Here is a 21,667-nt window from a genome sequence, read left to right on the forward strand (position 1 = left end):
CCAGCATAAAGGATGAATGCAAACTTTCATTAACATTTTGCTGCAGTGGGTATGTTCATCTGGAGCTTGATGTGGCATGTGGCCAGCGGCGGCCCATCAATTGGTATGACGACCCCCTGAGCTACGGGCGCAGTGACTATGCTTGATGAGGCTTTCTACCTCTGGAGTGGCAGATGATGCGGCTGTGGTGTTGTTTGTTGATGGGGGTCTGCCTGCTGGCGCAGGCCAAGACCCGGGTCGAGATCCTGGCCGATGCCAACTATCCCCCCTACTCCTGGCAGGAGGGAGAAGAGGTCAAGGGGATCTATGCCGACATAGTGCGCAGCGTGACGGCGTCCATGGATGGCTACGAGGTGGCGATCAAGGCCATGCCCTGGCGACGGGGTCTGAGCATGGTGGAGCAGGGCAGCGCCTTCGCCATCTTCCCGCCCTATTACCAGCCAGACGGTCGCCCCTGGATGTGGCCCTACTCCCAGCCCTTGCTCGACGAAGAGCTGGTGGTGATGTGTGGCGCCGGGGTGGCCGTCAACACCCCGCAGGCGCAGTTCCCGACCGACTACTACGGCCTGCGCTTTGGCATGAATGCCGGTTTTACCATCGGCGGCGCCCCCTTCTGGCAGGCGATCAAAGAGCAGAAGATCGGGTTGGAGGAGGTGAAGAGCAACCGGGAGAACCTGCTCAAGATCGTGCGTGGCCGGGTGGACTGCACCGTCAACGACCGGCTCTCGCTGCTCTATGAGCTGCTCAGCATGATCAAGGGCAACCAGCTGGCGGTGGCCGACATGTCCCAGCTCAAGCAGGGGCCTGTGCTCAGCCGGGAGCAGGGGTTTCTCGGCTACAGCCGCAAGGGGGAGTTCGACTTCAAGGAGGACTTTGTCGAGCAGTTCGACAAGCATCTCTACGAACTCAAGAAGCGGGACGGGATCCGGACCATAGTGGAGCATTATCTGGGAAAGTCCCCACGCTGAACTGATGATGGAGCCGGTCAGATTCAGCCTTCCCGTCGTGTCGGCCAAGCAACAGAGGGACTATGAGTCCCTCTGTTGCTTTTATAGTCAACCTGATTTTGCCCATATGACAATCGCGCTCCCTCATGCCTCACCACCATCTGGCGACTGGTCTGTTTGAAAATTCAATGTAACCTGTTGTTTTCAAATGGTTGATGAGGCAGTTATGCAGTGGGTGAAAAGAGGGGCTGTGATCGCCCTGTTGTGGAGTGGCGGAGTGTGGGCCGATCCCGCTCAGGAGCTGGTCAGTCTGCTCAACAGCGAGCAGCAGGCGGAGCAGCTGCAGGCCCAGATGCAGGCACAGATGATCCCGCTGATCATTCGGGGCGCCGGTGAACATGCACAGGAGTTGGCCCAGCACCGCGATGTACTGGAGGCCTGGTTTGCCCGTTATCTCTCCTGGCCGGCCATGAGTGCCGAGGTGGCCGCCATCTACCGCAAGCATTTCACCGAAGCCGAGCTCAAGGAGCTGATCGCCTTCTATCAGAGCCCGGTCGGGAAGAAATCCCTGGATACCATGCCCGCCATCTTTCAGGAGAGCTCGCTGGTGGGTAAATCCCTGGCCGAGCGCAACATGCCGGCACTGCAAACCATGCTGGATGAAGCAAAGCGCAAAGCGACAAAATAGACGCAGTCGGCAGGGTATCAACGTAAAGAGGGAGCCATGGGCTCCCTCTTTCTTTTTGTGCGTTATCCCTTAGAGCACCTGGCTCAGGAACTGGCGCAGGCGCGGGGAGGGGGGATTGTCGAAAAAGTCCGCCGGCTTTTCGTCCACCAGCAGCTCGCCGCTCTCCATGAACAGCACCCGATCCGCCACTTCCCGGGCAAAGCCCATCTCGTGGGTAACCACCACCATGGTCATCCCCTCGCGGGCCAGCCCCTTCATCACGTCCAGCACCTCGCCCACCATCTCGGGGTCGAGTGCGCTGGTGGGCTCGTCAAACAGCATGATGCGCGGCTGCATGGCGAGCGCCCGGGCGATGGCCACCCGCTGCTGCTGGCCGCCGGAGAGCTGGGAGGGGTAGCTCTGGGCCTTGTTGGAGAGCCCCACCTTGAGCAGCAGGGCCTTGGCTCTGTCCTCGGCGTCCTTGCGCGACAGCCCGCGCACCTTTTGCGGTGCAAGGCAGATGTTGTCCAGCACGCTCAGATGGGGGAAGAGGTTGAAAGACTGGAACACCATGCCCACCTCTTCTCGCAGCTTGTTGACGTCGCCAGGCTCGGTGAGACTGATGCCATCCACCACGATATTGCCATCGTTGATGGTCTCCAGTTGGTTGAGAGTGCGCAGGAAGGTGGATTTGCCAGAACCGCTGGGGCCCACGATCACCACCACTTCCCCTTCGGCCACCTGGGTGCTGACGTTTTTCAGGGCGTGCACCTCGCTGCCGTAGAACTTCTCCACTGAGCTTGCCTTGATAATCGGATCAGTTGCTGCGCGCATATTTCACCTCCAGACGGCGTACAAGGAAGGAGAGAGTGCCGGTCAGCACCAGATAGAGCAGGGCCACGGTGAACCACACCTCGAACGGGCTGAAGGTGGAGCTCACCACCTCCCGTCCCGCCTTGGTGAGATCCGTGATGGAGATGACAGACACCAGCGAAGAGTCCTTGATGAGGTTGATGAACTGGCCCGCCAGCGGCGGCAGTACCCGCTTGAAAGCTTGCGGCAGGATGACGTAGCGCATGGTCTGGGCCGAGGTCATGCCAAGGCTTCTGCCCGCTTCCATCTGCCCCTTGTGGATGGAGCTGATGCCGGCCCGGACGATTTCCGCCACGTAGGCGCCGGTGAAGACCGCCAGTGCCGCCACCCCGGCGGTGAAGCGATCCAGATTGAGTACAGTGCCGATAAAGAAGTAGACAATGAAGATCTGTACCAGCAGTGGGGTGCCGCGGATGAGCTCCACATAGGTGATCGCCAGGTTGCGCAGGGCCGGATTGGGGGAGAGCCGTGCCAGCCCCGCCAGGGTGCCGAGCAGGATGGCAAAGATGCCCGCCACCAGCGAGAGCTTGATGGTCATCCAGACGCCCCAGGCGATGGGGCCGGCGGTCCAGCTCAGCTGGGTGTCGAGGGTATCGCCGCGAAAGACGGTATCCCCCTGCGCCACCTGACCACCACTGACGGCGATGGGCTGGCGCTGGTTGGGATCGAGATCGTTTTGCAGGAACAGCTTGCCCTTGTCGGCCTCGGTGGTGCCGGCGACCACGGTGCCGTCGAACTCGGCGTAATTTTTCTGCTCCGCCTGATAGGCGATGTATTGGGGGATCCGCTCCCAGCGCCAGGTGTAATCCACCGATTGCACGGCCTTGTAGATGCCGAACAGGGCAGCCAGCACGATCAGCAGAAAGACGCCGTGCCAGAGCAGTTGATTGGGTTGTTTTTCCATCTGTCTTGTTGGGTTGTGCACTGTCGCAACCTCGTTGTAGTTATTGTGTGGGGATCTGCGTGAAGGGGCGGCGGGCCGCCCCTTGCGAGGTTACTTGAGCTGATCAAGCCAGGCGGTGGATTCGAACCACTTCTTGTAGAGGCGGTCGTAGCTGCCGTCGCCCTTGATCTGGCGCAGGTAGTTGTTGAACCAGTTGAGGGTGTCCTGATCCCCCTTGCGGATGGCCCAGGCCAGCGGTTCGAAGGTGAACGGCTTGTCCAGATGCACCACGGCGCCCTTGTTCTGGGTGGCGAAGATGGCGTTGTAGGGCAGGTCGTAGACGAAGGCGTCGACCTTGCCGTTGATCACTTCCAGCTTGGCGTCATCCTGGGTTTCAAACTGCAGCAGGGTGGCTTTGGGGATCAGGCGCTTGACCGCCTGCTCGCCGGTGGTGCCGAGCTTGACCGCAATCTTGTACTTGGGGTCGTTGAGGTCGGTGAAGGACTTGATCTCGCCAGCCTTGTCCTTGCGCAGGACTATGGTCTGCCCGACCACGATATAGGGGTCGGCGAAGTTGACGCGCAGGTTGCGCTGGGGAGTGACGGTCATGCCGCCCATGATGACGTCGAACTTGTCGGTCAAGAGCGCGGGGATGATGCCATCCCAGGCGGTGTTGACGAACTCCACCTTGACGCCCATCTCCTTGGCGACCATCTTGGCCAGATCCACGTCAAAGCCGATGTACTGGCCCTGCTTGTTGGTCATCTCGAAGGGTTGATAGCCAGCGTCGAAACCGACCCGCAGCACGCCGCGCTCCAGCACGGCATCCAGGGTGGAACTGGGGGCCGCGTTGGCCAGCCCGCACAGCAGCAGGGTAGAGAGAATGAGTTTTTTGATCATAAGTGACGTCTCTGTCAAAAGTGTGTTCAGCCTTGAACCTGATCCCGTGCGACTCCGTGGCACAAGAGACTGCTGCATCCGGCAACAGGGCAAGACAGGATTATTGTCTTGATTGAGGCGAAAGCCCCATATGGGATTCTATTCGCCACCAGCTGAGTGAAAAATGTACCAAATGCCGATTGTGCCAGATGACTCAATAGGTTAGTGGCGCATTTTTCCCGTGGCGACACTCATAAAATCACACGGAAACAACATATCTATCTAATGGGGCAGGTTCAAGCCCAAAATGTATTCAGCATATTTTGTTACAAGGGGACCCGCCGTCAGCAGTGCCAATTGCTGCTCAGCCGGCTGGCGTGCGCCCACAATCAGCTTCACATGAGTGGTAAAGGGAGTTGGCAGAGAGGTGTGGGTGACAGGCGCAGACCGACCGTGCCCGCGCTCAAACTAAAGGGGAGGGCAAGAGGCCTGCCGGGGTGAGTCAGGCCGCCTCGCGAGGGCGGGGGGCCTGCGCCTTGAGGAAGGGCAGCAGCAACAGGGCGGAGACGCCGGCCGCCACCGAGATGACCACGAAGAAGCCCTGCCAGTGCCAGATCTCCAGCACCTTGGCCAGCGGATAACCCGACAGCGCCGCCCCCATGTAGGCGAACAGGCCGACGAAGCCGGTGGCGGCCCCGGCCGAGTTCTTGTGGGAGCACTCCGCCGCCGCCATGCCGATCAGCATCTGGGGGCCGAACACGAAGAAGCCGATGGTGAAGAAACAGGCCGCCTGCATCACGTAGCTGAAGAAAGGCATCAGCCACAGCGATCCCACCGAGAGCAATATCCCCACCGCGAAGATGAGGTTCATGGGCCCGCGGTTGCCGTTGAACAGCTTGTCCGATCCCCAGCCCGCCACCAGGGCACCGATAAAGCCCCCCACCTCGAACATGGAGATGGCCGAGTTGGCGCTCATCAGATTGAAGCCGCGCTGCTCGGTCATGTAGAGGTTGCCCCAGTCGTTGATGGCGGTGCGCACCACGTAGACCAGCACGTAGCAGCAGGCCAGCAGCCAGATGTAGGGGTTGCCGAGCACGTACTTGCGCAGGATCTGGCGATGGGAGAGCCCCGCATCCTGAGTCTGCTGGGCCAGCTCCAGCGCATCGCTGCGCCACTCGCCCACCGTGGGCAACCCCATGGCGCTCGGGGTATCCCGCAGCCGCCAGCAGAGAAACAGCCCGGCAAGGATGGCGATAAGACCGGGCACTATCATGCCGTAGCGCCAGCCGTGCTGCAGGGCGAGGGTGCTGACGATGAGGGGGATGAGCGCGCCGCCCACGTTGTGGGCCGTGTTCCAGGCCGACCACCAGAAGCCACGCTCGCTGCGCGAATACCAGCTGGTGAGCAGCTTGGAGCAGGGGGGCCAGCCCCAGCCCTGGAAGAAGGCGTTGGCCACCCAGAGGGCGGCAAACAGCCACAGCGACGACGAGAGCCCGAACAGGATATTGATGACCCCGGTGGCCATCAGGCCGAGGCCCATGAAGTAGCGCGGATTGGCGCGGTCGCTGATGATGCCGGAGAAGAACTTGGAGCAGCCGTAGGTGATGTAGAACAGGGTCCACAGCATGCCGATGTCGGCCTTGGCCAGCATGCCGCTGGCCAGCATGTCCGGCATGGCGAAGTTGAAGCTCTTGCGGGTGAAGTAGAAGACCGCGTAGCCCAGGTACATGGTCAGCAGTATGTGCAGCCGCCAGTGGCGATAACAGGCGTCGATCTCGGCCTGATCGCGGATGAGGGGCTGAGGCGGCGCACTGCGCATAAAGCTCAGCATGAAAGGTCTCCCGGCTTGGGGGCTAACTTACTCATGGCTCTCCTCCCGCTTGCGATCGGGCAGGGTCACGGTCAGCTGGGTGCCGTGTACGCAGGAGAGTTGCAGCGAGCCCCCTAGCGCCTGCACCCGCTCGCGAATGCCGAGCAGGCCGTAGCCCTGGGGCGTGCGGTGCTCGGGCAGGCCGCAGCCATCGTCTTCCAGCTGAAGGGTCAAACGCTCCCCCTGACGCTGGGCCCGGATGGTGACCGAGCTGGCGTTGGCGTGTTTGACCACGTTGTTGAGCCCCTCCTGACAGACCCGAAACAGGGTGACCCGCTGGGCATCGGAGAGGCCGGCGTCCGCCAGCTGCCACTCCAGCCGGGTGACGATGCCGCGGCGCTCCAGCTCAAGCTCGCGCAGCAGGGCGCGCACCGCCTGCTCCAGGCTCATGTCGTCGAGCTGGCGGGGGCGCAGCCGGCCGAGCAGGCCGCGCACCGCGTCGTAGATGCCAAGCGACAAGGTCTCGATAAGGGCGCTGCTCTGGCCCACCCCGGCGTTGTCAGGGGCGAGGCGGCGCGCTATGCCGGCCTGGGTGCGGATGGCGGTGATGGTCTGGCCGATGTCATCGTGCAGCTCGCGCGCCACCTCCTTGCGGATGCTCTCTTCGGTCTCCAGCAGCCGCTCGGTGAGCTGGCGGTTGTGGGCGAGCTGGCGGGTCAGCGCCTGGTTGAGTTCGCGCTGGCGCTGGATGCCGGCGCCGAGCAGCAGGCCGGTGAGGCTCTGGGCCAGCAGGGAGAGCAGCAGATCGAGCGGATGATCGTGCCAGGCCTGGCCGGCCATCAGCGCCACCGTGTTCATCAGGGTGGCGAGCAGGGCCCCCTGCCAGCCGTAGCGCCAGGCCATGGCGATGATGGGAATGGCCAGGCAAAACGGGGTGAAGCGCACCAGCGAGTCCGGCAGGCCGAGCTGCAGCCAGAGGCTCAGCACGAACAGCAGCAGATACCAGACCAGGTGGCGAAAGCGCCAGTCCACCGGTTGATCCACCAGCGCAGGGCCGAGCGGCACCCAGGTGGCGCGGGTGAGGTAGTGCCAGATCAGCATGCAGGTGGAGGTGAGGGTCAGCCCGCCGGTGAGAGTGAGCAGCAGGGCGGTGAGGCCATCCTCGCCGGCCAGGTGCCAGAGCAGGGATTGCAGCCCGGCCGCCACCGTGACGGTGGCCAGCAGCACCAGCAGCTGCTGCCAGTCGTTGCGCACCGGCTGGCGGCGGGCGATGAGCAGCGGCAGCAGGGTGAGCAGGCTGCCCGCCTGAATGAGCGGCCACAGCGGCAGTCCCACCTCCTGGTTGAGCCAGTAGAGCAGCAGGGATTCGCACAGCAGCAGCGGCGGCCAGTAGGCGAGCGGGCTTTGCAAGAGCAGCCCCAGCCGCAGGCCGAAGGGGAACAGCAGGGCTGCCAGCATGGGGGAGCCCGCCAGATGCAGGCCAATGCTCCAGAGGCAAAACCAGCCGGCGGCAAAGATGAAGCAGGCCGCCAGCGAGATGGCGACATAGCTGGCCAGACGAGCGATCACCAGCTGTCCAGCATGCGGTGGGCCAGCTCCACGTTGTTGCTGACCTTGAGCTTGTCCATCAGGTTGGCGCGGTGCACGTGCACCGTCTTGGGGGAGAGGCCGAGCTGCTCGGCGATGGCCTTCACCTCGAGGCCTCGCGCCAGCAGCTGCGCCACCTCCCGCTCCCGATTGGTGAGGGGATCCTGGCTGTTGCAGGTGAGCTTTTGGGCGATGTCCGGGGTGAGGTAACAGCCGCCGTGGGCGGCGGTGCGCACCGCGGCGATCAGCTCGTCCGGGCTGCAGCGCTTGGAGAGGAACCCCTTGGCGCCGGCCTGCAGGGCCTGCTCGATGAGGGCCGGGCTGTCGTGCACCGACAACATCACCACGGCCAGCCCCGAGGGGAGGCGCTTGAGCAGATCCAGTCCGGATTGATCCGGCATGGAGATGTCGCACACGCACAGCTGTACCCCGCTGCCGGGCAGACCCGCCAGCGCCTCGGCGGCGGAGCCGAATTCGGCCACCACCCGCAGGTCGGGTTCGAGATTGAGCAGTTGGGCAAAACCGGAGCGGACGATCTGGTGATCGTCGATGAGGGCAATCTTAATCATGATGTCAGCCTGAAATCTGCGGCCAGGGTGCTGGCGCGGCCAACAAGATACCTGCCCCCTCGTCCCGGCTCAAGTGAAAGCGGGGCTGGAGGGCAGGATTGGCGCCACTTCTGCGGCAAAGCTTGATCGGGATCAGCTGCAGGGGCACGCCCGGCGCCGCCATGCAGGCCGGCGCGTGCCCGGGAGGGCTAGCGGTGCAGCTCGCCGGCACGCTCCGGCTGGTAGACCACCTCCAGGATCTCCACCTGGATGGTGCGACCGGCCGGGCCCGGCCAGGCGATGCTGTCACCCACCTTGAGCCCAAGCAGAGCACTGCCGACCGGGGCCAGCACGGAGATCTTCGACTCGTCTCCCTGTACGTCCCGCGGGTAGACCAGGGTCAGGCAGAATTCGTTGCCGCTGCTCTGCATCTTGAAGCGCACCGTGCTGTTCATGGTCACCACGTCCGGCGGCATGTCGGCCGGTTCGCGGATCTCGGCGCGATCCAGCTCCTCCTGCAGGGCCAGGTGCTGGGGATGGTTGCCGAGCAGCTGCTCGATGCGATCGAGATCCAGGCTGGAAATCACGAGATGTGGCTGTTTCATAAGATATTCCTTATCAATGGGTAAGATGGCCAGGATGACGGACAAGCTGGCCGAAAAAAGAGTGTGCGATACGAAAAAACAGATCGGGAATGCGATGCCCCCAACGACTCGCTGTCAGGGGCGAGGGCGGGGGCTCAACGGGGTGTGAGCAGACTTGACAAAATCATGAGCGCTTTCATGGGGATACCATAACCATTCTGAACTGCTTTGGCAATTCTCCTGACAAGCTTGTCAGGGCGCCTGGTAATCGTACTGCTTGATGATGCGCGCCAGGCTGCCGTCGTCGCGCATAGCGGCGATGGTCTGGTACCAGCGGGTCGCCTCGGCGGTTGGAAAATGGGGGCTGGCAGCCAGGTACAGGGGAGAGTGTTGCAGGGTTTCGCCGCGCACCAGATCCGCCAGCGGCAGGCCGGCTTGTTGCTGGTTGTAGAGGGCGCTGTTCCAGGCCACCGCCCAGCCCTGGATGCGGCCGAGTGCCAGCTTGTCGGCGTTGTGGATCTCCTCGGCCACCAGTGCCTGTTTCACCTGCGGATAGGGTCGCAGCAGGCTCTGGCCAAAGGAACCGCGCATCACGCCGACGGTGAGGCCGGGCAGGGCATTGATGGTGAGGGGGGTCGGGTGGTATTGGCGATGGCTGACCAGCACGAAGGCCTCGTCCATCAGGGGGACAATCCAGAGAAACTGAGGGTCGCGCTGGGGGCTGCGCACCGGCGGCACCAGCAAGACATTCCGGCGATAGCGGGCCTGACTGAGGGCGCGGGCCAGCGGCATCAGCTCGATGGTCAGCGGCTCCTTGAGGCGGCGGGCGGCCTCTTCCAGCACCTCGATGACCATGCCGCTCGGGGCCCCCTGATTGGAGCGGATCACATAAGGCGGGATCTCGGCGGCGATGACCACCACGGCCCGGGCCGGCAGGGCGGAAAAGAGCAGGGAGCAAAACAGCAGCAGGAGAGCGGAAATTCGCATGGCAGACCTGATCCGGGATGAGTACACAGAGTGTACCACCCCGTCGGCACAAGTCAGCCCACCCTGTTCGGGGCGTCCCGTCAGTCGAAGAAATCTCGCAGATCCAGAGTCTGGTAGCCCTCCAGCTGCTGCCAGGGCAGGGCTTTGGGCAGGGGTTTGAGGGTCACCTCCATCCAGTAGCTGCGATAGCCGTCGAGACTCGCCGACTCCACCACCAGCGGCAGCTGCCAGCGGCTCGACCAGAGGATGCGGGTGCGCTGCTTGCCCTCGCGCTTCTCATACCAGCGGGCCTGCTCGGGGGCCGGCTCGTCGAGGGGGGTCATCTCCTGCAGCAGGGCCGGGTTGATGAGGTGGCGGATCCTGGGCCAGTCGGGCTTGAAGGCCACCTGGCCATACTCCTCCTCCGGTACCTCCACCAGCTGGTTGTGCCAGTTGTCGGCGTAGCGCAGTTGCAACTCATCCTGCTGGTTGCGGGTCACCCAGCGCGCCGCCATCTGGTGGGTAAAGTGCTTGTGGCCCGGGGTGGCATCGTGGGCGGCGTGGTAGGCACGGGCCAGGGGGAGGGGAATGAGCCGCTGGCTCCACACCTGGTCGCCGACCCGCAGCCACTTCTCCTGCCACTGGCTCTCCTTGCTGATGCCGTCGCTGCTGGTCACCCTGTCCTGATAGCGGATGCGGGCGGCCAGATCGGGGACTTCGTCGGCAAGGAGGGGAAAAGAGAGGCTGCAACCAAGCAGCCACAAGGGTAATAAGTATCGCATCATGCCGTCTCGCTCGAGCGAGCAGGGCCCGGCACCTGGCCGGGCCCTGCCGTTTACAGACCGAGCGCCTCCTTGAGCTTGCCGAACACCTTGGTGTTGTCGAGGGTGCCCTTGAAGCGGCTGCTGCCGGCGCCGTCGGCAAACAGCATCACATCGCCGCCGCCGTGAGTCTCGGAGCCTAGCTTGACCCCGGTCTCTTGCAGGTAGTCGTCCGCCATCACCTGATCGCTGGTGAGTGTGGGGCGCACGTCGGCGCGGTTGGGACCGTTGCCGAACACCAGGGTGGTGAACGGTTTGCCATCCACGTCGTTCTGGGTCGAGCCGTCGCCATTTTTCACCAGATCCAGCACCTTGTTGCCCTTGGCGGAGTAGCCGTTGATGGTCATGGTGTGGTCATGGTCGGCGGTGACCACGATCAGGGTATCTTTCAGATCCACCTTGCCGAGCGCCGTCTTGACCGCCTCGTCCAGCGCCACCGCGTCGGTGAGCGAACGCTTGGCATTGGTGCCGTGCAGGGCGTGATCGATGCGACCCCCTTCCACCATCAGGAAGTAACCCTGACTGTTCTGGCTGAGCAGATCGATCGCCTTGGCGGTCATCTCAGAGAGGGAGGGCTGGGTGCTCGCCGCCCCCTTGGCGACCCGGTCCAGCTCGTAGTCGAGGTGGGACTTGGCGCTGAACAGCCCAAGCACCTTGCCCGAGTTGACGCCAGAGAGCTCATCTTTGGTGGTGACGTAGTGGTAGCCCTGGGCAGTCAGCTCGGCGGTGAGATCCCGCCCGTCGGCGCGACCACCCTTGTTGCTGGTGCTGTTGTAGGGCGTCCAGTGGTTGGCGCCGCCTCCCATCAGCACGTCGACCCCATCCCCCAGCGCGGTGTTGAAGCCGGCACCGCCCGGTACCGCCTGCTCGGCGATGGCGTAGGCGGCATCCCGGTGGCAGATGTGGGAGTAGGTGGCGGCCGGGGTGGCATGGGTCAGCTCGGTGGTGGTGACGGCTCCCACCGACTTGCCGGCCGCCTTGGCCAGCTCGAGAATGGTGGGCACCGGCTTGCCGTTGTCGCTGGTGCAGTTGTTGATACCCTTGTTGCCGTTGACGTCCTTGGACGGCGCGACGGCCTTGGTGTCGCTGCTCATGGCGATCACCTCGTTGTTCATCTTGACCCCGGTGGTGTAGGCCGCCATGGAGGGGGCCGAGTCGGTGGTCTGGGCGTCGTTGGAGAAGGTCTTGATGCGAGCGCTGCGGGCCAGCTTCATTATCTCCAGATTGCCCTCTTCCCCCACCTTGTAGAGGCGGGTGGCGGTGAGCACGGTGGGGCCCATGCCGTCACCGATAAACAGGATGACGTTTTTGGCGTCGCTGGCCTGTGCCTGGGCCGCGCCGCCGAGGGCGGCCAGCAGAGCCGTGCTGATGAGGGTTTTATGCAGTTTTTGTTTCATGGCGCTTTTCATGGGAATGCTCCTTACAGCCCGGCCGCAGCCTTGACCTTGCCGAACACGGCGGTGTTGTCGAGTGAGCCGTGGAAGCTCTCCGCTCCCTGGCCGATGGCGCCGAGGAAGACGTCGGTGCCGCCGTGGGTCTCGTTGCCTATCTCGCCTACCTTGACCACCACCTCCTGGTGATAGTCGTTGGCGGAGACGGTGGCGTCGTCCAGCGGTGCCACGCTGCTGCGCGGACCATCCACACGGTTGTAGCCGTTGCCAAAGCCGATGATGGTGTAGGGCATGCCGTCGGCATCCTTGCTCGGTTCGCCGGTTTCGTAGTTCTTCACCAGCCCGAGTACGCCTGGGTTGTCGGCGGTGGTCTTGCCGGTCCGCTTGGCGTAGCCGTTCAGCACCAGCGTGTGGTCATGGTCGGCGGTGACCACGATCAGGGTGTTTTTCAGCTCGGGATCGGCTTTCTTCACCTCGTCGATGGTCGCCTTGATGGCGTTGTCGAAGGCGAGGGTGTCCTGCAGGGCACGCTTGGCGTTGGTGTCGTGCAGGGCATGGTCGATGCGCCCCCCTTCCACCATCAGGAAGTAGCCCTGTTTCTTGTCCTTGAGCTGCTTGATGGCGGCCAGGGTCATCTGGGTCAGGGAAGGCTCGCTGGCGGGTCGGTCCAGGTCATATTTCATGTGGCTTGAGCCAAACAGCCCCAACAGCGGCTTGCTCGCATCGGCCTGGTTCAGCTCGTCCAGGGTTGCGGCAAACTGATAGCCCTTGGCCTTCATCTCGTCGATGAGGTTGCGGCCATCCTCGCGCTTGCCCTTGTCGGCTTTAGGCAAGAAGAAGCTGCTGCCGCCGCCGAGTACCACGTCCACCCCCTCTTTGAGGGCGCTGTTGTAACCGGCGCCGCCGGGTACCAGCTGGGCGGCGATGTCCGCTTCCAGATCCCGGTTGCAGAGGTGGGCATAGGTGGCGGCCGGGGTGGCGTGGGTCACCCGGGTGGTGGTGACCACGCCGGTGCCGCGACCGGCGGCCTTGGCCAGCTCCAGCAAGGTGGTGACCGGCTTGCCGGCGCTCTTGCTGCAGTCGTTCTCCTGGGTGGCATCGCCGTCCATGCTGATGACACCGTTGTTGCTCTTGACCCCGGTCATGTAGGCGGACATGGAGGGGGCCGAGTCGGTCACCTGGGCGTCGTGGGAGAAGGTCTTGATGAAGGCCGTCTCTGGCAGGGTATCGATGGTGAGGCTGCCCTCTTCACCGACGCCGTAGATGCGGGCGGCGGTCAGGGTGTTGAGACCCATGCCGTCGCCGAGGAAGAAGATCACGTTCTTGGCACCGGGCTCGGGCGCACTGCTGTCGTTGTTGGAGTTGCAGCCGGCGGCCAGGGCGGCGCCGATCATCAATGCAAGTCCTGCCATCTTTCTCATTGGGGTTCGCTCCTTGTAAAACCTGAGCGCAGCCTAGAGGTCGCAGATGACACTTTTAGTGAAACTGGATGACAATCCGATGAAGGTGTTGCGTGAATGTTACCTTGTATCAATCGCTTATCTATCAATAGCAGAGACTGGCCACACTGGCTGACGAGGGGAGGGGGCGGGCGAAAATCTGGCCGGTTTGCCGGCTGGCGGCTAGAATGGCCTGTCAAATCGGGGCGGGTGCAGGTAAAATGCGCCCCCTTGCGACGCCCTGCGTCCGCCATCGCCCGCCGCTCGCGCCACCGCAAGCCCGCGCCCGCAGTCCCTAGATGAGAGTAACGGATATGTCCATCAACTGGTTCCCCGGCCACATGCACAAGGCCCGCAAAGAGATTGCCGAGGTCATGCCCCAGGTCGATGTCATCATAGAGATGCTCGACGCCCGCATCCCCTTCTCCAGCGAAAACCCGCTGGTGCCCGAGCTGCGCGGCGATACTCCGGTGATCAAGGTGCTCAACAAGGCGGATCTCGCCGACCCCGAGATCACCGCGCTGTGGGTGGCCCACATGGAACAGGAAAAGGGGATCAAGGCGCTGCCCCTGACCCAGCAGGAGCCGGAGAAGATCAAGCAGTTGCTGACCCTCTGCCACGAGATGCTGCCGGAGCGCAATCTGGAGCTGCGCGGCGTACGCGCCATGATCATGGGCATTCCCAACGTGGGCAAATCCACCCTGATCAATACCCTGGCGGGGCGCATCATCGCCCGCACCGGCAACGAGGCGGGGGTGACCAAGTCCCAGCAGCGGATCAAGCTCGACAACAACGTCATCCTGACCGACACCCCGGGCTTCTTGTGGCCCAAACTCAACCCGCCCTCCTGCGGTTATCGGCTGGCCATCACGGCCGCCATCAAGGACACCGTCTATGACTACGCGGACATCGCCATGTTCGCCGCGGACTACTTCCTCAAGGCCTATCCGGAGCGGATCCAGGCGCGCTATCAGATTGACGCGCTGCCCGAGACCGAGATCGAGCTGCTGGATCTGATTGCCCGTCAGCGCGGCTTCATGCGCAAGGGGGGGCTGTCGGATCTGCACAAGGCGTCCGAGATCCTGGTCAACGAATTCCGCTCTGGCCTGCTGGGCCGCATCTCGCTGGAGACCCCGCAGATGGTGAGCAGCGAGATCGTGGAGGCCGATGCCGAGGCCGAACAGAAGGCCAAGGAGAAGGCGGAGCGGGAAGAGGAGCGCCAGGCGCGGGCCCGCCGCAAGTACGCCAAGAAGCGTCAGCGCTGACCGGCCTTGTGCCAGGTATATAAAGAAGAGGCGGCCCGGGGTCGCCTCTTCTCGTTATGGCCCCCAGGATTGAGAAGAAGCCGACAGGCAACCGGCATCTGCCCGTCATCATGGCCAAAGAGTCGGTGAATCAAGGGGATAAGCTAGGCGCCGAACGGTGCCGTGCTGCACCGCACCAGCAGCATTCGATAAAACCTTGCGATCCTGCTTTCAGTGCCGATTGACAATGGCATTGGCGGTGGCATGATGCGCTCGCATTTTTGACTCTCCTCACGGTTTTACCCATGACCATATACACCCGGCCAGTGCTGTTATTGCTCTGTGGCCTGTTGCTGCTGACCCTCTCCATCGCGGTGCTCAATACCCTGGTACCGCTCTGGCTTGCCCATGAACAGCTGCCGACCTGGCAGGTGGGCATGGTCGGCTCCTCCTATTTCAGCGGCAACCTGCTGGGCACCCTGCTGGCGGGCACCCTGATCAGGCGTTGCGGCTTCAACCGCAGCTATTACCTGGCCTCCGCCCTCTTTGCCGCCGGTTGTGTCGGGCTCGGCATTACCCTTGATTTCTGGAGCTGGCTCGGCTGGCGATTTATCGCCGGTATCGGCTGCGCCATGATCTGGGTGGTGGTGGAGAGCGCGCTGATGTGCAGCGGCAACGCGCACAATCGGGGCCGTCTGCTGGCCGCCTACATGATGGTCTACTACCTGGGCACTGTGCTCGGCCAGCTCTTGGTCAGCAAGTTGCCGACCGGCCTGATGGAGGTACTGCCCTGGGCGAGTGGGCTGATCCTGGCGGCTATCCTGCCGCTGTTGTTCACCCGCATCGTCAGTGAGCGCAGCGAAGCGCAGGGCTCAACCCGGGTCTGGTCCATGTTGCGGCTGCGTCAGGCACGGCTCGGGGTTGATGGCTGCATCATCTCCGGCATCGTGCTGGGCTCCCTCTACGGCCTGATGCCGCTCTACCTGAATCATCAGGGGGTGAGCGATGCCGGCATTGGTTACTGGATGGCGGTGATGGTGAGTGCCGGCATCCTGGGGCAGTGGCCGGTGGGTCGGCTGGCGGACAGGTTCGGTCGCCTGCCGGTGCTGCGGGTGCAGGTGCTGGTGGTGATCCTGGGGTGCGGAGCCATGCTCGGCGGCGTGGCGATGGGGCCGGCGCTGTTCATCCTGGGCGCCGCCGGGTTTACCCTCTATCCGGTGGCCATGGCGTGGGCCTGCGAGAAGGTCGAGCACCATCAGCTGGTGGCCATGAACCAGGCGCTGCTGCTGAGCTACACCATTGGCAGCCTGCTCGGCCCGGCCTATACCGCGCTCCTGATGCAGCACCTTTCGGACAATCTGCTGTTCATCATGATCGCCGGTGTGGCCTTGCTCTACCTGCTGATGTTGCTGCGCCCCATGGGGAAGCACTCGACACCGGTGGCCCACGCCTGAACTGTGGTCGGCAGCAGGGCTCCATCCTCGCTTACCTATAGGGGGCTGGATGGCACGCATATAAAGCAGAGGCGGCCCAGGGGCCGCCTTGTTGTTGTCTGCAACGGTGGCCAGGCAGAACTCAACGGCTAGCCGTAGCGCCTAGGGGCCGCCTTGTTGTTGTCTGCAACGGTGGCCAGGCAGAACTCAACGGCTAGCCGTAGCGCCTGTGTGCCTCTTCAAACAAGGACATATGCAGTGGGATCAGCTGTTGCCAGTCACGCCGGTAGCCGCCGCCCGGTACGGCGGCAATGGGCAGCCCGTGCCGTTGTGCGCAGTCAAAGACCATGGCATCGCGCTGGCGCACCCCCTCATCACTCAAGGAGAGATAGCCGAGTTCGTCGGCATGATGCACGTCCACCCCGGCCTGATAGAGGATGAGATCGGGGGCGTAGAGCCGCAGCGCCAGATTGAGCGCTTCTGCCAGCGTGGTGAGGTAGGCATCGTCCTTCATGCCGCTTGGCAGGGGAAAATCCATGTGGGAGGCGGGCTTGTGGCGGGGAAAGTTGTGCTCCCCGTGCAGGGAGAGGGTGATGATGTCGCGCCGACCCTGGCACAGGGCGGCGCTGCCATCCCCCTGATGGACATCGAGATCGACGATCAGTACCTGTTCGCAGCGCCCTTCGTCCAGACAGGTCTGGGCGGCGATCACCAGATCGTTGAACAGGCAAAAGCCGCTGCCAACGTCCCGGTGGGCGTGATGATAGCCACCGGAGATCTGCAGGCCGCAACCTTGCGCGAGGGCGTGTCGGCTGGCGGCAAGGGTGGCCCCCACCGAGCGTAGGGTGCGTTCAATCAGCACGGGGGACCAGGGAAACCCCAGCTGGCGAATGGCGCCCGCATCCAGGGTGCCGGTGAGGGCCGCGTCCACATAGTCCGCATCGTGCACTCTCTCTATCTGGGCGCGACTGGCGGGCGCGGCCTCTGCCAGCGGATAACCCAGGTTTCCCAGCTGTTCGAACAGCGCCTGGTATTTGGCCAGCGGAAAGCGATGGCGCGCTGGCAGGGTCAGGGCGGAGTAGAGGGGATGATGGAAGATGCGCAGTGACATGACGCCGGGGCCTTGTGAGCAGATATGAAAAAGGGGAGCCAGGCTCCCCTTGTCATGCCCGATAATTCGGGACGAACAGATGCAATCACTGCTGCTGGATCACCCAGATCTGGAAGGCTTTGCGGGTCTCCGCATCGGCCTTGTTGTACCAGTTTTGCAGTTGGGTCAGGGCTTCCGGATTGCTCTGGGCCTTGCTCGGGGCGACCTGAACCGGGGCGCTGTTGGCGGCCATGACGGCAGCGGTGGAGACGGCGACAGTCTTGGGCTGGTTGAACGCCTTGCCCATGTTGAGCAGCTCCTGCTGATAGTCACGGGTCAGCTGGAAGCCTTCCACCTTCGGTAGCACAAACTGCTCGGTGGTGACTACCTGGCCGCTGCTCTTGTCTTTGAGCGCGACTTTCTGCTCCTTGACAAACTGTTTGGCTTCGGATTCGTTGCGTGGCTTCTTGTAGTCCAGTACCAGCTTCTGGTTGTCGGCGGCGGTGAAGTTGATCACCAGCGGCTCGGCGGTGACCAGCTTGATGTCGCTGCGGCTGGAGTAGTTGCCTTCGAAGGCGACGACCAGCTGGTGTTTGCCGGCCTTGATGGGGAAGGTGTTGGTCTTGTCGAGCAGTTTGGGATTGATGGATTGACCATCGATCAACTGCACCACATAGGGGTTGTTCACTTCCAGTTGGGAATCGGCCAGGGCACTACCTGCCCACAACAGACCAGCCAGGGCTGGCACCAGAACAGTCAGTTTCATTTCATCTCCTTGAACAGTCAGGCGAGTGCCCACTGAAAAACAGGGGCTCATTTTTGCAGGTTTGCCCAAGGGCGGCAATAGGCGTTTATGGCGCCTCTGCCGCGTCTGGGCTCGCGCTTTCCCGATGCAAACTCATCGGGCCAGTGGTGTTGGCTACCTTGGTCAACCCCGGCGTTACTCAATCCGGCGCCGAAATGGTGGCAGGGCATCGAGCAGCCCCTTGCCGTAGCGTTTGGTCAGCAGGCGGCGATCGAGGATGGTGACCCGGCCCCGATCGGCCTCTTTGCGAATGAGGCGACCACAGGCCTGGATGAGCTTGCGCGACGCCTCCGGCACCGTCAGTTGCAAGAAGGGATTACCGCCTCGTTTCTCGACCCACTCGGCGGTGGCCTCTTCCACCGGCGAGTTGGGGACTGCGAACGGCAACTTGGTGATCACCAGGTTGGTGAGGTAGTGACCGGGCAGATCCAGCCCTTCCGAGAAGCTGCCGGTGCCAAACAGTATGCTGGCCTGGCCGCCATCGCATTTTTGTTTGTGCAGGGTGAGCAGGGCATTGCGGGAGGCTTCCCCTTGCACCAGCAGAGAGAGTCCCTTGGCCCGCAGCCCCACAGTCACCTCGTTCATCTGCCGGTAGGAGGAGAAGAGCACCAGGCTCGCCTCCTTGCCGGCCAGCAGGCGAGGCAGGGTGCTGACGAGCTCCTGGGTAAAGGCGGGGGCGTTGGGCTCGTGCTCCATCCTGGGCAGATAGAGTTCGGCCTTCTGGTAATCGAAGGGGGAGCGCAGGCGCAGATAGCGGGTACCGTCGTGCTCTTTGAGCCCCACCTGGTGGCGGAAATAGCTGAAGGAGGAGAGGGCTGTCAGGGTCGCCGATACCAGGACGGCGCCAAGACACCTGGACCAGAGCCACTCCTCCAGCAGGTAGCCCACCTCGATGGGGGAGGCGTGCAGCCAGATGTCGCCGTCATCGCTCTTGACCATCCAGCGGGCTAGCGGCGTCTTGCCTTCTGCCACGTGCCGCCCCAGCATCTCCCACAGGGAGCAGAAACCCTCCAGCCGCTGCAGATAGAAGCCGCTCTCCGCCAGCAGGGGTTCGGCATCCTTGCGACGGATCTCGCCATCCTTCAGTGCCTCGCCGATGGCGCCCTGCATTCTGTCCAGCGCCCGCTGCGCCTTCTTGCTCGCCTCCTTGAGGTTCTCCGCCAGCATGGGCAAGGGGTCGGGCAAGACACCATCGGCGAAGCGATGGTGTTTTTCTTCATTGAACAAGCGGTCGTTGGCGGCGAGCCACTGCTCCAGCGCCTTCAGATCCGGTTGCAGGGAGGCCAGCGCGTCCTGCAGCTTGAGCTGGGGATCGAGCAGGCTCTCCTTGTTGAGGGTTCTGGCCAGCTTGCCCGCCCCCTGCGCCAGCTTCTCCAGCCAGCGGCGTGAACCCTTGACGCTGGCCGAGGCGGCGCCGTGATCCCGGGCTATGGTGGGCAGGTGATGGGCCTCGTCCAGCACATAGAGACACTCGTCCGGTGGCGGTAGGATAATGCCGCCCCCCATGGTGAGGTCGGAGAGCAGCAGGGCGTGGTTGACCACCAGCACGTCAGCCGCGTCCATGTCGTTGCGGGCGCGGTGGAAGGGGCAGTGCTGATGATGAGTCAGCGCCTTGTTGCAGGTATGGCGGTCGGAGGCGATGCGATCCCAGCAGAGATCGGTAATGGGCTTGGGCCAGTTGTCTCGATCACCGTCCCACTTGCCTTCCGTGTAGGCCTGCCACAGCGCCTGATAGCAATCCTTGTCGGCGTCTGACGGCTTGTGTTTGCTGAGGGCTCCGAAGTCAAACTCGAAGTTGGCCATCTCGCCGCCACTCGCGGCCTGCTCCAACAGGTGTTCGCAGCAGTAGCGCTGGCGCCCTTTGACCAGCATGAAACGAAACGGCAGCTCGCTGTGGCGATGATAGAAGGGAAGGTCTTTGTGGATCAGCTGCTCCTGCAGCGCCACTGTGGCGGTGGAGATCACCAGCTTCTTTTGAGTAAGGCGAGCCACCGGGATGGCCCCCTGGGCATAGGAGAGGGACTTGCCGATACCGGTGCCGGCTTCGGCCACCAGGATGCGACGCTGCTTGTCATACTCCCCGGTCAGCGTCTTGGCTATTTCGGCCACCAGAAAATTCTGCTCCTTGCGCGGCACAAAACCGGGTAAACCATCGGCTATTTGCCGATAGGTATTGCGAATGGTGGTTTTGAGACGGGTAGACAGCATGAAGAAAATGACCGTTGCACAGGGTGAAGGAAGACAGGATACCTGCAACCGGCAACCTGGGTCGAGGTGTGTGGCAACGCACAGATCCGACCTCCTCTTTTATTTATCAGGCGAGTCGTCGTTATTGTGTGATAAATCACCAATTCGGACGAATTTTGCCAGCGGTTATCGCTGTAAACGTTTTCCCATGGCGTGCAAACAATGTGGGATTCAGGTCACAATTTTTCCGCTGTGACTATGCTTTTCATAAAAAGTTCCAAGTTTTTTCATTGCGGATTGGAAAACCCGGTGCTAGTCTCGGCGCCATAGTGATGCAAAGTACATCGCTAACACAGGGAATAACAACGACTTAGTGTTTAATTACAGTAGGCATTGGAAACTATGAAAAAGACAATTCTGGCTATTGCTATCCCGGCTCTGTTTGCATCCGCCGCTAACGCTGCAGTGATCTATGACAAAGACGGTACCACTTTTGACGTTTACGGCCGTGTACAGGCTAACTACTACGGTGACAGTAATAACCCCAATCCTCTCACTCAGGCTGATACCCATGGTGATGCAGAACTGATCGGTACCTCCCGTCTGGGCTGGTCCGGCAAGGTTGCGCTGAACAACACTTGGTCCGCAATCGCCAAGACTGAGTGGCAAGTAGCTGCCGAAAACTCTGACGACACCAAATTCAAATCTCGTCACATCTATGCTGGTTTTGATGGCACCCAGTACGGCAAGATCATTTTCGGTCAGACCGACACTGCGTTTTACGACGTATTGGAACCGACCGATATCTTCAACGAATGGGGTAGCTACGGTAACTTCTATGACGGCCGTCAAGAAGGCCAGATCATCTACTCCAACACCTTCGGTGGCTTCAAGGGCAAACTGTCCTATCAGACCAATGACAATGAAGCCGTCAAAGTGTCTGATGTCGGTGGTAACTCCTTCACTACCGAATTCCCTGGCATCAAGCGTAACTACGGTTACGCCGCTGCTGCCGGTTACGACTTCGACTTCGGTCTGGGCCTGAACGCCGGTTATGCATACTCCGATTTGGAAAGTACCACTAATACCAACACTGGTAAGAAGTCCGAGTGGGCGCTGGGTGCACACTACGCCATCAACGGCTTCTACTTCGCTGGTGTCTACACTGACGGTGATCTGAAGAACGACACCACAGGTTATAAGGGTGAAGGTCGTGGCTACGAGCTGGCGGCTTCCTATAACGTTGATGCTTGGACCTTCCTGGCCGGTTACAACTTCAAGGAAGGTAAAGACAACACCGCAGGTTCTTCCTACGAAGACATGGTTGACGAAACCCTGCTGGGTGTACAGTACGCTTTCACTTCCAAGCTGAAAGCCTACACCGAGTACAAGATCCAGGGTATCGACAAGATGGACGACGAGTGGACTGTTGCCCTGCAATACAACTTCTAATCTAGCCTCTGCGCTGATTTAGTTGATGAACGGCCAAGCTTGCTTGGCCGTTTTGTTTTAT

Annotated in this window: 19 protein-coding genes; 5 read left to right on the forward strand and 14 right to left on the reverse strand. The window is 62.1% G+C overall.

Features of this window, described 5'->3' with window-relative positions:
* Positions 1–200 precede the first annotated feature (200 nt).
* A complete protein-coding gene (locus AB5Y95_RS09230) occupies positions 201–968 on the forward strand; it encodes a substrate-binding periplasmic protein (protein WP_368160784.1) in 768 nt (255 codons plus the stop codon).
* A 229-nt stretch (positions 969–1,197) separates the two neighbouring features.
* A complete protein-coding gene (locus tag AB5Y95_RS09235; protein WP_017765600.1) occupies positions 1,198–1,635 on the forward strand; it encodes a DUF2059 domain-containing protein in 438 nt (145 codons plus the stop codon).
* 69 nt (positions 1,636–1,704) lie between these two features.
* Here AB5Y95_RS09235 and AB5Y95_RS09240 read toward each other — a convergent pair whose 3' ends face one another.
* From AB5Y95_RS09240 to AB5Y95_RS09290, 11 genes are all read right to left on the reverse strand, one after another.
* Positions 1,705–2,448 carry an amino acid ABC transporter ATP-binding protein gene (locus tag AB5Y95_RS09240; protein ID WP_017782344.1) on the reverse strand — a complete coding sequence of 248 codons (744 nt, stop codon included), beginning with the start codon at positions 2,446–2,448 and terminating at the stop codon, positions 1,705–1,707.
* A complete protein-coding gene (locus tag AB5Y95_RS09245; protein ID WP_041203158.1) occupies positions 2,432–3,391 on the reverse strand; it encodes an amino acid ABC transporter permease in 960 nt (319 codons plus the stop codon). The genes AB5Y95_RS09240 and AB5Y95_RS09245 overlap by 17 nt, the downstream gene beginning before the upstream one ends.
* A gap of 90 nt (positions 3,392–3,481) precedes the next feature.
* Positions 3,482–4,270, reverse strand: a complete 789-nt coding sequence (locus tag AB5Y95_RS09250; RefSeq protein ID WP_019838861.1) for a transporter substrate-binding domain-containing protein — start codon at positions 4,268–4,270, stop codon at positions 3,482–3,484.
* Positions 4,271–4,751: 481 nt separating this feature from the next.
* The gene (locus AB5Y95_RS09255) at positions 4,752–6,080 is read right to left on the reverse strand and encodes an MFS transporter (protein WP_201891970.1); all 1,329 of its coding nucleotides are present in this window, start codon (positions 6,078–6,080) and stop codon (positions 4,752–4,754) included.
* Between the two features lie 27 nt (positions 6,081–6,107).
* On the reverse strand, positions 6,108–7,628 hold the full coding sequence (uhpB, locus tag AB5Y95_RS09260; RefSeq protein ID WP_368160694.1) for a signal transduction histidine-protein kinase/phosphatase UhpB: 1,521 nt from the start codon (positions 7,626–7,628) through the stop codon (positions 6,108–6,110).
* Positions 7,625–8,215: a transcriptional regulator UhpA gene (gene uhpA, locus AB5Y95_RS09265; protein ID WP_368160695.1), complete on the reverse strand. Its 591-nt coding sequence runs from the start codon at positions 8,213–8,215 to the stop codon at positions 7,625–7,627. Before uhpA ends, uhpB begins: the two co-directional genes overlap by 4 nt.
* A 188-nt stretch (positions 8,216–8,403) precedes the next feature.
* Positions 8,404–8,799, reverse strand: coding sequence for a nucleoside diphosphate kinase regulator (gene rnk, locus AB5Y95_RS09270; protein ID WP_005302721.1), 396 nt, complete (start codon positions 8,797–8,799; stop codon positions 8,404–8,406).
* Positions 8,800–9,030: 231 nt separating this feature from the next.
* On the reverse strand, positions 9,031–9,765 hold the full coding sequence (locus tag AB5Y95_RS09275; protein WP_042052007.1) for an ABC transporter substrate-binding protein: 735 nt from the start codon (positions 9,763–9,765) through the stop codon (positions 9,031–9,033).
* 80 nt (positions 9,766–9,845) lie between these two features.
* Entirely contained in the window at positions 9,846–10,529 is a 684-nt protein-coding gene (locus tag AB5Y95_RS09280; RefSeq protein WP_338713806.1) for a hypothetical protein, read from the reverse strand.
* A 50-nt stretch (positions 10,530–10,579) separates the two neighbouring features.
* Entirely contained in the window at positions 10,580–11,974 is a 1,395-nt protein-coding gene (locus AB5Y95_RS09285; protein ID WP_368160698.1) for an alkaline phosphatase, read from the reverse strand.
* A gap of 11 nt (positions 11,975–11,985) precedes the next feature.
* Positions 11,986–13,377, reverse strand: a complete 1,392-nt coding sequence (locus tag AB5Y95_RS09290) for an alkaline phosphatase (RefSeq protein ID WP_042888886.1) — start codon at positions 13,375–13,377, stop codon at positions 11,986–11,988.
* Positions 13,378–13,709: 332 nt separating this feature from the next.
* Between AB5Y95_RS09290 and ylqF the strand changes: the two genes are divergently transcribed.
* Together ylqF and AB5Y95_RS09300 are read left to right on the forward strand one after the other, a co-directional pair.
* Positions 13,710–14,660 (forward strand): ribosome biogenesis GTPase YlqF, encoded by a 951-nt coding sequence (ylqF, locus tag AB5Y95_RS09295; protein WP_010633500.1) that lies wholly within the window; start codon positions 13,710–13,712, stop codon positions 14,658–14,660.
* 284 nt (positions 14,661–14,944) lie between these two features.
* Positions 14,945–16,093: an MFS transporter gene (locus AB5Y95_RS09300; RefSeq protein WP_017778538.1), complete on the forward strand. Its 1,149-nt coding sequence runs from the start codon at positions 14,945–14,947 to the stop codon at positions 16,091–16,093.
* A 193-nt stretch (positions 16,094–16,286) separates the two neighbouring features.
* Here the strand turns inward: AB5Y95_RS09300 and AB5Y95_RS09305 are convergent, their stop codons facing one another.
* The 3 genes from AB5Y95_RS09305 to dinG form a co-directional block, all read right to left on the reverse strand.
* The gene (locus AB5Y95_RS09305) at positions 16,287–17,183 is read right to left on the reverse strand and encodes a histone deacetylase (protein WP_368160700.1); all 897 of its coding nucleotides are present in this window, start codon (positions 17,181–17,183) and stop codon (positions 16,287–16,289) included.
* A gap of 85 nt (positions 17,184–17,268) precedes the next feature.
* A complete protein-coding gene (locus AB5Y95_RS09310) occupies positions 17,269–17,928 on the reverse strand; it encodes a DUF2057 family protein (RefSeq protein ID WP_368160702.1) in 660 nt (219 codons plus the stop codon).
* A 174-nt stretch (positions 17,929–18,102) separates the two neighbouring features.
* Positions 18,103–20,175, reverse strand: a complete 2,073-nt coding sequence (gene dinG, locus AB5Y95_RS09315) for an ATP-dependent DNA helicase DinG (RefSeq protein WP_368160704.1) — start codon at positions 20,173–20,175, stop codon at positions 18,103–18,105.
* Positions 20,176–20,556: 381 nt separating this feature from the next.
* Between dinG and omp38 the strand changes: the two genes are divergently transcribed.
* Positions 20,557–21,606 carry a porin Omp38 gene (omp38, locus tag AB5Y95_RS09320; protein WP_126881508.1) on the forward strand — a complete coding sequence of 350 codons (1,050 nt, stop codon included), beginning with the start codon at positions 20,557–20,559 and terminating at the stop codon, positions 21,604–21,606.
* Positions 21,607–21,667: the final 61 nt, after the last annotated feature.

Source organism: Aeromonas sp. R5-3 (genome assembly GCF_040908225.1).
Taxonomy (GTDB): Bacteria; Pseudomonadota; Gammaproteobacteria; order Enterobacterales; family Aeromonadaceae; genus Aeromonas; species Aeromonas dhakensis.

Coding starts and splice junctions, on each gene's coding strand:
- ylqF (WP_010633500.1), top strand. CDS start 13,710: ATGTCCATCAACTGGTTCCCCGGCCACATGCACAAGGCCCGCAAAGAG.
- AB5Y95_RS09305 (WP_368160700.1), bottom strand. CDS start 17,183: ATGTCACTGCGCATCTTCCATCATCCCCTCTACTCCGCCCTGACCCTG.
- AB5Y95_RS09230 (WP_368160784.1), top strand. CDS start 201: ATGGGGGTCTGCCTGCTGGCGCAGGCCAAGACCCGGGTCGAGATCCTG.
- AB5Y95_RS09290 (WP_042888886.1), bottom strand. CDS start 13,377: ATGAGAAAGATGGCAGGACTTGCATTGATGATCGGCGCCGCCCTGGCC.
- AB5Y95_RS09285 (WP_368160698.1), bottom strand. CDS start 11,974: ATGAAAAGCGCCATGAAACAAAAACTGCATAAAACCCTCATCAGCACG.
- AB5Y95_RS09240 (WP_017782344.1), bottom strand. CDS start 2,448: ATGCGCGCAGCAACTGATCCGATTATCAAGGCAAGCTCAGTGGAGAAG.
- AB5Y95_RS09310 (WP_368160702.1), bottom strand. CDS start 17,928: ATGAAACTGACTGTTCTGGTGCCAGCCCTGGCTGGTCTGTTGTGGGCA.
- rnk (WP_005302721.1), bottom strand. CDS start 8,799: ATGAAACAGCCACATCTCGTGATTTCCAGCCTGGATCTCGATCGCATC.
- dinG (WP_368160704.1), bottom strand. CDS start 20,175: ATGCTGTCTACCCGTCTCAAAACCACCATTCGCAATACCTATCGGCAA.
- AB5Y95_RS09300 (WP_017778538.1), top strand. CDS start 14,945: ATGACCATATACACCCGGCCAGTGCTGTTATTGCTCTGTGGCCTGTTG.
- omp38 (WP_126881508.1), top strand. CDS start 20,557: ATGAAAAAGACAATTCTGGCTATTGCTATCCCGGCTCTGTTTGCATCC.
- AB5Y95_RS09280 (WP_338713806.1), bottom strand. CDS start 10,529: ATGATGCGATACTTATTACCCTTGTGGCTGCTTGGTTGCAGCCTCTCT.
- uhpA (WP_368160695.1), bottom strand. CDS start 8,215: ATGATTAAGATTGCCCTCATCGACGATCACCAGATCGTCCGCTCCGGT.
- AB5Y95_RS09275 (WP_042052007.1), bottom strand. CDS start 9,765: ATGCGAATTTCCGCTCTCCTGCTGCTGTTTTGCTCCCTGCTCTTTTCC.
- AB5Y95_RS09245 (WP_041203158.1), bottom strand. CDS start 3,391: ATGGAAAAACAACCCAATCAACTGCTCTGGCACGGCGTCTTTCTGCTG.
- AB5Y95_RS09250 (WP_019838861.1), bottom strand. CDS start 4,270: ATGATCAAAAAACTCATTCTCTCTACCCTGCTGCTGTGCGGGCTGGCC.
- AB5Y95_RS09255 (WP_201891970.1), bottom strand. CDS start 6,080: ATGCTGAGCTTTATGCGCAGTGCGCCGCCTCAGCCCCTCATCCGCGAT.